This window comes from Robertmurraya dakarensis, from assembly GCF_900156875.1.
GTDB lineage: Bacteria > Bacillota > Bacilli > Bacillales > Cytobacillaceae > Robertmurraya > Robertmurraya dakarensis.
Genome location: NZ_LT707409.1, coordinates 547,434 through 559,825, shown reverse-complemented (window position 1 = coordinate 559,825; position 12,392 = coordinate 547,434). Strand labels below are relative to the sequence as shown.

The 12,392-nt window shown below is 39.0% G+C and carries 11 protein-coding genes and 1 riboswitch; all 11 genes read right to left on the bottom strand.

The window, feature by feature from the left end; genetic code table 11:
- Positions 1–628 precede the first annotated feature (628 nt).
- The 11 genes from CZ487_RS11810 to CZ487_RS11760 all read right to left on the bottom strand — a co-directional run bounded on the left by CZ487_RS11810 (position 629) and on the right by CZ487_RS11760 (position 12,143).
- Positions 629–1,534 carry a class I SAM-dependent methyltransferase gene (locus CZ487_RS11810; RefSeq protein WP_237562869.1) on the bottom strand — a complete coding sequence of 302 codons (906 nt, stop codon included), beginning with the start codon at positions 1,532–1,534 and terminating at the stop codon, positions 629–631.
- A gap of 132 nt (positions 1,535–1,666) precedes the next feature.
- Positions 1,667–2,206 carry a cob(I)yrinic acid a,c-diamide adenosyltransferase gene (cobO, locus tag CZ487_RS11805; protein ID WP_077212358.1) on the bottom strand — a complete coding sequence of 180 codons (540 nt, stop codon included), beginning with the start codon at positions 2,204–2,206 and terminating at the stop codon, positions 1,667–1,669.
- Positions 2,203–2,784 carry a nitroreductase family protein gene (locus CZ487_RS11800; RefSeq protein WP_077212357.1) on the bottom strand — a complete coding sequence of 194 codons (582 nt, stop codon included), beginning with the start codon at positions 2,782–2,784 and terminating at the stop codon, positions 2,203–2,205. The genes cobO and CZ487_RS11800 overlap by 4 nt, the downstream gene beginning before the upstream one ends.
- Before the next feature lie 27 nt (positions 2,785–2,811).
- Positions 2,812–3,606 carry an ABC transporter ATP-binding protein gene (locus CZ487_RS11795; RefSeq protein WP_077212356.1) on the bottom strand — a complete coding sequence of 265 codons (795 nt, stop codon included), beginning with the start codon at positions 3,604–3,606 and terminating at the stop codon, positions 2,812–2,814.
- Positions 3,603–4,319 (bottom strand): ATP-binding cassette domain-containing protein, encoded by a 717-nt coding sequence (locus tag CZ487_RS11790; protein ID WP_077212355.1) that lies wholly within the window; start codon positions 4,317–4,319, stop codon positions 3,603–3,605. Before CZ487_RS11790 ends, CZ487_RS11795 begins: the two co-directional genes overlap by 4 nt.
- A gap of 1 nt (position 4,320) precedes the next feature.
- Positions 4,321–5,151 carry a nickel transporter permease gene (nikC, locus tag CZ487_RS11785; protein ID WP_139339633.1) on the bottom strand — a complete coding sequence of 277 codons (831 nt, stop codon included), beginning with the start codon at positions 5,149–5,151 and terminating at the stop codon, positions 4,321–4,323.
- 13 nt (positions 5,152–5,164) lie between these two features.
- The gene (gene nikB / locus CZ487_RS11780) at positions 5,165–6,094 is read right to left on the bottom strand and encodes a nickel ABC transporter permease (RefSeq protein WP_077212354.1); all 930 of its coding nucleotides are present in this window, start codon (positions 6,092–6,094) and stop codon (positions 5,165–5,167) included.
- 9 nt (positions 6,095–6,103) lie between these two features.
- Complete coding sequence (locus CZ487_RS11775; protein WP_077212353.1) at positions 6,104–7,648, bottom strand: ABC transporter substrate-binding protein; 1,545 nt, start codon at positions 7,646–7,648, stop codon at positions 6,104–6,106.
- A 147-nt stretch (positions 7,649–7,795) separates the two neighbouring features.
- A riboswitch (cobalamin riboswitch) is annotated at positions 7,796–7,994 on the bottom strand.
- A 571-nt stretch (positions 7,995–8,565) separates the two neighbouring features.
- Positions 8,566–9,759, bottom strand: a complete 1,194-nt coding sequence (locus CZ487_RS11770) for an acyl-CoA dehydrogenase family protein (protein WP_077212352.1) — start codon at positions 9,757–9,759, stop codon at positions 8,566–8,568.
- Between the two features lie 187 nt (positions 9,760–9,946).
- A complete protein-coding gene (locus tag CZ487_RS11765) occupies positions 9,947–10,705 on the bottom strand; it encodes a cyclase family protein (protein WP_202617828.1) in 759 nt (252 codons plus the stop codon).
- 232 nt (positions 10,706–10,937) lie between these two features.
- Positions 10,938–12,143 (bottom strand): hypothetical protein, encoded by a 1,206-nt coding sequence (locus CZ487_RS11760; protein WP_077212351.1) that lies wholly within the window; start codon positions 12,141–12,143, stop codon positions 10,938–10,940.
- Positions 12,144–12,392 lie beyond the last annotated feature (249 nt).

The following is a 12,392-nucleotide window of genomic DNA, read 5'->3' as shown; positions in this document are numbered from 1 at the left end:
CCAAGTGACTCCCGTTTCAAAGATCATTCCATCCGAAGGTGTTTCGCTATAATAGTAGAAAACTAACCAATCGATATTAAAAATTTTACCAATTAACATAGTGAGCACTAAAGTCAAAAAGAAACCGAGAAAAGAGAGATAATATGCATATGTCTCATCGCTTTAGGCACCACCTTTAAGCTATAGTCCTAGGATAAGATTGAAGTATGTTGAATAATTTTTATCTTTCATATTTTCAAAAGTGATCACTACATTTCCTTTTTTGTGCCCTTTTTCTACATAATGATGAGCCTCGGTCATATGATCCAATTAATAGGTTCTAGCTATGACCTGTTTTATTTTTCCATCCTCCATCAGTTCTTTAAGGAAAGTGATATATTCAGTCTCTTCGCTTGCAACCCCTAACAATAATTTCTTGCTGCTGGATATGACGGTCCAAAAGCCTTGAATAACCTGCGACAGACCACCGGCACCTAAAATCAAAATACCCTTTTTCTTAAGAGATCTTTGACTTTGTCTTTTCGATATTTTCCCTACCGTATCAAAACAAGGGCCTGTCCCCCAATACAGTAAAGCTTTACTTTATCGGGGGTCAGACCCTTTCACCAGATCATTCTCGACAATAGAATTACAACTCAATTGGCTTCCAATATAGTAATGCGGCATGAATGGTATATGGGTATTCGATCCTTCCGTTTCTTTCTACAACGTATTTACTTAAAGTTTGTTCAACTATTTGTTTACTATAGTGTGGAGTCAAGATCTTGCTTACATTATCACGTAAAAGAGATGCATAGGATGGATAGACAGCGATTCTAGGTATCTCAATCATCCTGCAATTTGCCATAATACCAAGCTGATATAAAATATTTTGTAAATGAATATAATCTCTCCGCCGAAACTTTATGGCATAACCGTGCTCTCTATATAGATCAATATAATGCGGTTTTTCCGGTCCGCTTGTCATTCCTGCAATTGCAAGTCTGGATGCAGCTTGGTTCATCTTAAGTAAAGCCTCTCCTATCTCACGTATTCGATAATAGCAATTCACTCCAAATACTACATCATACCTTTGCTCAATGCTGATCTCTTCCCATTTATCATTTATAAAACTTACATTATTTAGTTGTTTCTTTGCGGTTTCTTCTCTTAAAAAATTGATAATATTTTGTGAGATATCAACACATGTAAGCTGGTTAACATGTTCTGCCGCACTAAAAGTATAATTTCCCCACCCAGGACCGATTTCTAATACACGATCATCTTTATCGAATAATTTAGCCAGCTCATCTTGTATGATATAGGCATAAGAATTGATATAACTATCGCCATCCTGTTTCTTCTTTTCTAAAAAGTTTTTCCAAAACCCATCTTCAGCTTCATCATGTACCATTCGGTCAGAAAGAGTACCATCCCATTCCTTCATATTTTCTTTCCATAGTTCAATATAGTCGCATCCCAAAGGTACACCATTGTTCATATCATTTAATGCTCCTTCTTTTTTAAGTCCTGTTAAACTAGTTTCGTATAACAAATCAAAGCTGCCTTTAGCTTTTGAAGCTATAATATATGAGATTAAAAAAGCATTTCTGACCGCTTAAGATGTCTGAAATGCTTATTTTAAAAGAGGGCAATCATTACTTCTATTTTCTTAGAGGTGTTCCTATTAAAACTCCACGCCCAAAACGGCAGGAATCCCCTCATCATAATAATGCTTGGTTGCTTGAATTTCACTAACCAGGTCGGCAACTTCTATGATTTCTTGTTTGGCTGATCGTCCCGTAATGACCAAATGCATGGATTCTGGACGCTGCCCAATCAGGTCTAATACCTCATGCAAAGGCAAAACATCTTCAATCGGAAAGCGATCAATGGCTAATGCATTATTAAGTTCATCTAATATGACGACATCATAGTTTCCAGACATAACTTTTTCCTTTGTAAAAGCCCATGCTTTTTGAAGTGCTTCACGATGCTCTTCCGGAGTTTTTGTCCAAGTGAAGCCAACTCCCATCTGATACATATCAATACCTAGTTTATCGAATATTATTTTCTCACCATATGTACGCTGGGGTGATTTAATGAATTGTATCATAAGTACCCGCTTTCCTCGTCCAAGTGCTCTTATGGCAAGACCAAGGGCTGCCGTGGTTTTCCCTTTTCCATCCCCTGTATAAACCAGTAATAATCCTTTTGATTTAGTCATTGCGAATCCCCCAACCAAATGGTTTTCTCTTCGAATGATGTACGAGTGGGGGTTTTTGCTTTCTTTAGAGCCTCAGGATCTGGGTATCCAATAAATAGATTTCCAATCACTTTTTTATGTTCTGGCGATCCAATAAACTGATAGAGACGTTCGTCATGAACCAGCCCTACCCCTCTTGTCCTCCATACAAAGCCCAGACCTAATTCATGAGCTGCAAGCCACATTGCATGAATCGCACAGCAGACAGCAAATTCATTATCTTTTGTCGCATCCTCATCACCTGGAATAATATCGCTCGTTACAATAATTTGGACGGGAGTATTTTTAACTACCTTTAATGAGCTCTCGATTAAATTAGGTTTTGTAGGAAAACGTTCTTTTAAGTAATCCTCTGCCAGCTGGTTATATTTTCTCTTAGCGTCACCTTTTACAACATAAAATGTCCAAGGCTCTCTCATTCTATCGTTTGGTGCCCATGTTGCTGCTTCCAGCAGTTTGTAGATTTTTTCATCCTCTACTTCTTGTCCATCATAGTCCCTGATGGCTCTTCTATTCTTGATATCTAGTAAAATTGACATATTCTTTCCCTCCGATTTATTATGTCGTCAAATGGCTGCAACCTTTCCTTCCTTATGATCAAAATCCATCGTATCAAAGAGTAGTTTTGAATATGGATGTCTCAGCAGCTCTCGCTCCCAATGGGTGAAGGTCTCTACAATTTCCCCTTGGTACATGACGGCTGCACGATCACAAAGTTGGATAGCAGACTCTAAATCATGTGTAATAAAAAGATAACTTGGTCCGACTTGTTTTTGGATCCTTTTCAGCATTTCCAGAATGGAAACTTGTGAATATCGATCTAAGCTTGCAATCGATTCATCAAATATAATCAGTTCCGGCTGAACCGCCAGTGCTTTAGCAATACAAACTCGCTGTTTTTGCCCGCCGCTTAATTGATTAGGAGACCGCTTCATATATGACGCGTCCAAACCAACTAAATGCAATAGTTTCAGACATTCTTCAACATCATTCTTTTTATCTGGAAAAAAATTGTGAATGGGCTCTAATAGTATTTCTTCCACTCGCATTCTAGGATGCAATGATGAGGAGGAATCTTGCAGTACCATTTGAATGTTTTTATAAAGTGTTAAAGCATTCAATTGTTTTGAATGAATATTGTGCCCATTCCATAAAATCTGCCCGGAAGTTAGTTTCTCCATCTTCATAATTAATTTTGCAAGCGTGCTTTTTCCGCTGCCGCTTTCACCAACAAGCGCCACACTCTCACCTTTTGCAATTGTGAAACTAACATTGTTAACGGCGGCTTTTTTCTTTAGCTGTCCTCTTCTCCGCCGTAAAGGATATTCTTTTGTCACGTTCTTTAATTCTAGCAGAGTCATAGAAGTAACCCCCCTTCATTCATCTGAACGACACGATCAGCATACTTTTTCACACTATGATCATCATGGGAAATCAGAAGAACCGTTAATCCTAAATTACGTTGCAGGTGTTTTAATAACCTTAATACTCTTTCACGATTCACGGCATCAAGCGCCGTTGTCGGCTCGTCCGCAATTAATATTTTCGGCTGTAAACTTAAGATCATCGCTAATAATACTCGCTGCCTCATACCTCCGCTTAACTCAAACGGGTATGAATGAAGAATTTCATCAGGTTCATGAAAACCAACTTCAGCCAACCAATAGTGTAAGAACTGCTCTCTATTCTTTTTCGAACCTAACGATCTATGTCTGATTGTCTCGAGCATCTGCTTTTTTACGAGCCGGATGGGATCTAATCCGTTTAAGGAATGTTGAATCATCAAGGTAATATGATCTCTTCTTAATTTTTCTAATTGCTTTTCATTGAATTGCAAGATATTCTGACCTTCAAATAGGATTTGACCTTTTGTTACACTTAACCCTTTGTCTAGCAATCCAACCAATGCATGCGAGACAATGCTTTTACCCGCACCACTTTTACCAGTCAAGGCGACCATTTCTCCCTGATATAACGTGAATGATACGTCTTGAATAATGACTTTTTTCTGCTGCCTATGCTTATATGTAATTTCTATATGTTCAACCTTTAATAAGGGGCTTCTTACCTGCATATTATGCCTCCTTACCTACAGCAATTTGTTCGTATTTCCCCAGACTTTCACTGACTAACTGACAAGCTAGGACAAACAAAACAATGGCTAATCCTGGGAATAACATCACATATGGAGAGATTTGAAAATAGCCCGTTGCATCATTTAACATTGCCCCCCATTCAGGTGTTGGAGGCTGTGAGCCTAATCCTAAAAAGGAAAGACCAGCAATATTCAAAACAATTTTCCCCATATCTAAGGCACTAAAAACCAAAACAGGCATTCCTATTTGAGGAAGTACGTATCGTTTTAAGATGCGAAAATGAGAATTGCCGGCCATTCTTGCTGAAAGGATATATTCTTCTTGAGATATTTTTACAACGAGACTGCGGATAAAGCGTACATAGCTTGCCCAGCGAACGACGACAATCGCGATAACCATATTCACCAAGCCAGGACCAAGTAAACCTACAATCGCAATCGTTAGTACAATATCCGGAATGGCTAAAGCGCTATCAATGATCCTCATCACCATATGATCTGAACGGCCGCGAACATAACCCGTGAATAATGCAATCGGAATACTAATCAAAAGCGTGAGGAACATAATGACCAAAGCCGAGGTAACACTGATTCGAACGCCATAGATAATTCGAGATAAGATACAACGCCCAAGTTGATCTGTACCAAACGGATAAGTCCAGCTCGGAGACTGTAATCTAGCAGCCAAATTCACGATTAAAGGATCGTGGGGCGCAATCCATGGAGCAAATAACCCTAGCAAAAAGAAACCAATTAGGATCGCGACTCCTGCAAGTAAACCTTTATTTACTTGTTGCAATCTCTTCAACATCATCAGCCTCCTCCTATCGGGCCCTTAACCGTGGATCAAGGATTAAATAAATTAAATCTATTAACAAATGAATACCTACAAATAAAATGGCCGCAAAAACAACGTACCCTTGTATGACCGGATAATCCCGCATTTTAATAGACTCGATCACATATTGTCCTAATCCCGGCCACGAAAAAATCGTTTCTACCATAATACTGCCGCCTAACATAAAGGCAAAGCTTGTGCCAGCCATTGTGACAATAGGCAATAAAGCATGCTTCAACACTTGAAACACTAGTATTCTATTTGTCGATATCCCTCTTGCCCTAGATGCTTTTACAAATGGCTGCTGCAGCATGTCCAGCATATGCGCACGTAAAACACGCGCGTATACTGTACCTAGACCAAGCCCCAGGGTTGTTGCTGGTAAAATTAAATTCTTCCAATTACTCCTTCCCATGGATGGCAGCCATCCTAAGTGAACAGAGAAAATGTATATACATAAGAACCCTAGCCAAAATGTGGGAATTGCTGAGCCTAGAAGTGCTAAAACACGCCCTATTTTATCGACTGCACCCTGTTCATACACAGCTGTTGATATTCCTAAAACCAAGGTGACAGCAAACATGACGCCAAGTCCCGCGAATGCCAGCTCCAATGTAGCTGGTAATCTCATAAACAACTCGCTTATGACAGGCTTTCCTGAAACAAATGACTCGCCCCACTGCCCAGTGAATATTTGCTGTAACCACTCCAAATATTGACTGCCAATAGAATTTGTTAACCCTAATTCACCACGTAAAGCGGAAATCGCTTCATCAGAAGCAGGAACTCCATTGGCTTTTAACATGATGGTTGCCGGATCTCCCGGAGAAAATCGAATTAATAAAAAGGTAAGTGTCGCTACACAAAAAATAACAAGAACCAATTGAAATAGATGCTCAAATACGAATTTACCCATGGAGCAGAATTAGTCTTTATCGACATGTGCATGATTATAATAGTATTCAATTGGAAAAGCCTCAAAGCCCTTCAATTCATCTCTTACTGCAAATACAGTATTGGGATAAACAATGTAGGAGTGTGGTATTTCTTTTCCAACTTCCTCTTGAATTCTAATCGCTAATGCCGTGCTCTTTTCCGTATCAGTCGTCTGATGTAGTTCATTAATCAAAGCATCGACCGTTTGCGAAGAAAAATGGTTCATGTTAGAAGAGCTGTCTGATTTAAAGAAAATTTCTAAGAAAAAGTAGGGACTGCCAGTATGAGCTGTCAGCATACTATACATCGCTAAATCCCACTCTTCTTCTGCTAGTACTGCATCAATATTTTCTACTTCGCGAATGTTTACTTTCATTCCTTGTTGGAGTAACTCGCTTTGAATAACCTCTGCCATAACCGTTAGCTCAGGCCGTTGTGGAAAAGACAAAAGAGTGGCTTCAAATACGTTACCGTCCTTTTCCCACATCCCATCGGCGTTCTTGGTCCAACCATCTTCCTGCATAAGCTTGTCAACAGATACATCCTCTTTTGTTTCAGTTAATTTTCCAAATGGTAATACTGGTGAGAAAGGTCCAACTCCTGCCGTTCCTTGACCTTTCATAACAGATTCCACAATTTCTTGGCGTGGAATGAGGGAATCAACCGCTTTTCGCACAGCTAATTTCTTAAATATAGGTGATTCCATATTGTACATCACCAAATGTGTGCGTAATGATTTAGCTGTTAAAACTTTAAATTGATCATTTTTTTCTAAAACTTCAATGTTGTCAACTGAAATATCGGTTGCACCATCAACATCTCCAGATTGTAAAGCCATTAAACGCGTATTTCCGTCTGTAATAAACTTAATCGTTACTTGATCTAGCTTTGCTTTCTCTCCCCAATAATCTTCATAACGTTTGACAATGAGAGACTCGTCTTGGTTAAATTGCTCGACCATATAGGCACCTGTAAATGCTGGATAGCTATCCTCTTTTTCTAGAGAATCTACATCGACGACAATCGTTCCAGGGTCCGCTAAGTTTGAGACGAGAGCAGCATTTATTTCCGTTGTGACAATTTTTAACTCTGTTTCAGATAATGCTTCCATTGATTGTATTTTTAATAAATCATTTGTTCCTGGATTATTTTCAATGGCACGCTGTAAAGAATTCTTCACCGCAGCTGCATCCATGACTTTTCCATTATGGAAGGTTACATTTTCTTGAAGGTGAAATACCCATGTTGTAGCATCCACTTGCTCCCACGATTTGGCGAGCCAAGGTACAGGGGCTAACTCTTCACTCAACTTAATTAAGGTTTCTGCAGTGCCTGATCGCATGACCTCCCAGCTGTCTCCACTATGCGGATCTAAACCAGATGGGCTCCAGGTAAACGCTAAAGTTGCAGACTTTTCAGCTTCTTCTTGACTGTTTTTAGCTGCTTGATTTTCATTTGATGAACATCCAACTAACATCATGATGCATAGAGCCATTACGAACCAAGCAGTCCAGCTTTTGGACCTATTCTTCATTTTTTCTCCCCCTAATAATTCAAAATAAAAAGGCACTTCTGACCATGAAAGAGGTCAGAAATGCCTAGGAAGATAAAAAGGTAATGTCTAAAAAATGACAAAATTTTATCAGCAAACTAACCACCTTCCTAATCTCCCGTAGGTTTATCAGTGATATTTAAATAGGCAGGTCTCCTGACTTATCATCTACACAACTTGCGCCTTCCCGCTTTTTTTTAAAAAAGCAGTGACATCCTGCATGTTGCTCCGAATTACAGTGGCGGGAACCATGTCGGAATTTCACCGAACTTCCCTTTTAGCTAGCCATCTTTAACGTATGTCTAGCACCTATCTAAAACTCTATTAAACTTTCTCTATATTAGCTATAACAAACCAATTATGTCAATGATTAACTTTATTATTATGTTAAATTCAGTGCCTGTCCCCCGCTTCAATGGGTTTGGAGAATTCATAGGGGGAGAATTTCCCCTTAATGTATATAGGGGGAGCTTTTAATCAGAGATAAGCGTAGAAATTCCCTTTATCTTCTCCAATTATCGCAAAATACAAAGGATTTGATCATATAAGTGGAAAAACTGCCCTTATTCTTAGGGAAATATGGATATTTCCCAATTTAAGCGGAATTTTTCCGCTTATTTTTCTTACACATGGAAATCAACACTTTGTCTGCTAAACCGATTCATAAGCAGAGGAACGATCATATTAGTAATATTCAAACGCCTGATTCAATACGGGAAATGATTATATAAAATAATATTACCTATATAATTAATCCTGAAAATCAGTACCTGTCCCCCACTACAGTAATGCTTTACTATGATGAGGGACAGGTACCAATCTTCCTATCTTTTAAGGAAAACAAAGAGACGATTCCAGCGTTTCAAGATGAACCGTTGGAACCGTCATTCTGTTCTATTTTAATGTTTAATATCTTTTGGCAATCCAAGAATACGTTCAGCGACAATATTCTTTTGAATTTCAGAAGTACCGCCTTCAATGGAATACGCCAATGATCGCAAATAAGTCACGTGCCAGTCCGGACTAACCGCTGCATCTTCCTTCCATAATGTCCCTTTTGCCCCTTGAAGGGATACACCAAAACCGAGCATTTCCTTTCCCAATTCACTCCAAGCAAGCTTATCCATGGAACTTTCCGGACCAGGACGGCCGTTGCGAATCGTATTGGTTAAATGACGGTAATAGTTTAATAGAAGTGCTCTAGTTCTTGCACGGAAACCTAGTAGTTTCTGACGGACAAGCTGGTCCTCGATAAGAGGGCGGCCATTCTTTTTCAATGTCTTTGCCATCTCACACAAATCATCAAATACCTTTTGAAGATTGAATACATTTCCTGCCACACCTACTCGTTCATGGCTTAATAAAATCAAACCAACCTTCCAGCCCTGGCCGACTTCTCCCACTACATCTACATCATAAGCGATTGCATCATTAAAGAACACTTCATTAAACTCACAGTTGTCATTGATTTGGCGAATTGGTCTAACTTCTACACCCGGCTGATGCATATCGATGAGGAATGCAGTAATTCCTTCGTGCTTTTTCCCAGTATTATCAGTTCTTGCAAGCAAGAAACACTTATCTGCCAAATGAGCAACGCTGGTCCATATTTTCTGGCCATTAATAACCCATTTATCTCCTTGTTTGACTGCTTTCGTTTGAAGAGCGGCTAAGTCAGAACCTGCGTTAGGTTCAGAATAACCTTGACACCAAATTTCTTCCCCATTTAATATCTTTGGAACGTATTTCTTCTTTTGGTATTCTGTTCCGATTTGTAAGAGAGTTGGGCCAACCATGGCTGTTCCGATAAAGTTCACCACTGGAGGAGCATTAACTCTAGCCATTTCCTGTGCATATATCACTTCTTCCAATAAAGTTGCACCTCTGCCCCCGTACTCAACAGGCCAGGAAATTCCAGCCCACCCTCCTTCAGATAATTTGCGCTGCCAGTCTCTTAAAAAGGCTTCGTTTTCTTTATCAAGTGCAGGGTAGGGGTATGTACCATCCAACCATCCTTCTGGTAGATTTGCTTCCAACCATGTTCTAAGTTCATTACGAAATGCTTCTTCCTTTTCCGTATACGAGAAATCCATCTTTATCATCCTTCCCTCAGTGATTTTTTAGTAAAAATGAGCCAGTAGAAAGGGGCCAGCCGGCAAAACGTGCATCATTATATTTACGTTTTGCTTGCGTGACCCCGATTATGTGGTACGAGTCTCGGTCTTTAGTGTAAAGGGAGCTAGCAAACTACGGCACTTTGGCTCTAAATACGCCTGCACCTTAGCCAAACACTATAGGCCGAATGGGTGAACCGGAACCTCCCTTAATTTTTAATGGAGTTGCCAGGAAGACACCCTCAATTGGGATTTTATTTAAATTTTGCAGGCCTTCCAAAATCAAAATGTTGTTTGGAAGAAAGTACTGGGCATGTCCAAATGCGCTGATGATGTTCCCGTTTACGATACAAATATCCGCAGCAGGTGTATCTGAACCTACTGCCTTTATTCCAGCTTCATAAAAATATTTGCACGCTTCCTCTGTTAATCCAGGTTCGTTTTTCCCCCACCATTCCCGTTCATGGGGATCCTTGCTGTCTGGTTTAAAGTACTGATCCCAGCCAAAATCAAGTAAAACAATATCACCTTTTTCCAGTCTAAAATTGTCTCGTTCCTCAATTTCTTTCAGGATCTCCAAGGTGACCGGCTCTCCTGCCTTTGGTTTATAGGAGGTAATGTCGTATTTTTTATAAGGGCCTATCATGGCGTCAATCGGGATTTCATCTATTGACGCCAGTTTTCCATGGATATGGATGGGAGCATCCACATGGGCGCCGGTATGTTCAGACATAACAAGTGTTTGAGCATAATATCCGCTTTGTTCAAAATTTCGATGGTTATGAACCATTCCTAACGAAGGATGAGTATGCCACCCCGGCATATTTGTTTCCAAAACGGGTGAAATATCATACTTCTCCATTTCGTTCATGCATTTTAATAAAAGACTGGCACTTTCTTTTCGACTTCTTACATCTTGGTTCATCCATTTCCCATCTCCTTTTGGTCATCAGCCTGTCTTCTGCCATAACTACTATTTATAATGTAAATCGAATCATACTATCCGTCAATTATAATTTTGAATATTCTAATTTTTTAAAATAATAATAGGTACGGTCTCAAAACTGAGTGCCTGTCCCCCACTGCAGTAATGCTTTACTACGGTGAGGTACAGGCACTAATACTCAATATTGATTCCCCTCGACATCTATAACGCCTCAGTCAACAGATTCCTCTTTTAGTCCATCACACATTCCCCATAATCCCTTATCAACATTTCGCCAATCCAAATCCGAATCTTTAACTAAACCACTAAAAAAATCGGTATATTCCTCATAATGATTCCATGAATTCGGTTTGGTGTACTTTTTAACCATGTCACCCTTGTTCCACTTGTAAGTTCTCCACACTTTTACATCTAAGATCGGATATTCGGAAGGTTTCCAAGTATGTATAAAAAATGCAGGCAATACAATGGATGTCTTTGTCAATTGGGCCACTAACCCTTTAAACTCTGTATAAGATAGTTGGCCATCTCGAAATTTCAATCCATATTTAAGCATTTCCTTTGTTATTGCTTTTTCAATAAAATTACTATGAGAAGCCGTCCCGCCCGAAACGTAAAAGGTGTGTCCTTCGATCTCTATTTCCTCGCTCGCTGAGGTTCTTGTTGTGGAGACCTTCCCAAGTTTCCAATAGATTAAATACTTCACCGCATCTCTTAAGTTTTCAGTTACACCTTCTTCTCTACTAACGACATCTAAAAAATGGTGATAAAGTTCATGGGAATATTTAGCCTCGTTAAAACTAGAAGCTGCATCTTCCAGCTCTTCTCTTGTAAAACGGTATCTCCACTCGAAATCCTCATTCATTCCATTATAAGAGAGAACATTCCAGACCATCTCATCGCCTATATAGTGCCCGGACATCTCTGTCAATCTACCTTTCGCCCATTTTTGCTGAGATTTCGTTAACCAAGAATCTCCCTCGATATTTTCATATTCTATCTCATGAACAAACCCAAGATAATATTGTGCTGTATCTTTAGGTGTTTTTTCTAAATAGCTCTTAATCTTTTGAATATCATCCATGAACGGCTGAGCATTCCAACCTGATTTATATTTAATTTCTACGATTGCCAGAACAGCCTCTACATCATCTTTCAAATGATGATTGTTACCAGGATTTTCAGTAAGTTTTACAATAGCAAGGTCCGCAATAAAACCTTTGTAATGATACTCTGTGTATATTCTCAAGTTATTCTCAATTAACAGTTTGTTAAGCTTAGTCCTTAAATGATAATAAAGTGCATTCTTTAGCGAATCTTCTTTAAGCAAATAATAAGAGTCATAGTCTTTAGATATATTTGAAACCCATATTTCTTTTATGACTCGGTCGATTGTTTTTTGTAGTTGCTGCAGCATGTTTTTTCACTACCTTCATCTAATGCATTTATTAATAAGCATATCAATATTGCCTTATTTCTTCTATACTGACCCCTTTCAAGTCTGCGAGGTATGTATGCCTTTCTTGAGGAATTGCTAGATACCTAATTTATTGAAGTTAACATAATGTTTTTATTGTTAATTTAAACATTTGCCATTTTTTATCTAATTCTCTAATCAGATTAACAACAGGTATAACTCTCTCTATCTAGTTTTTTTTGATAAAAT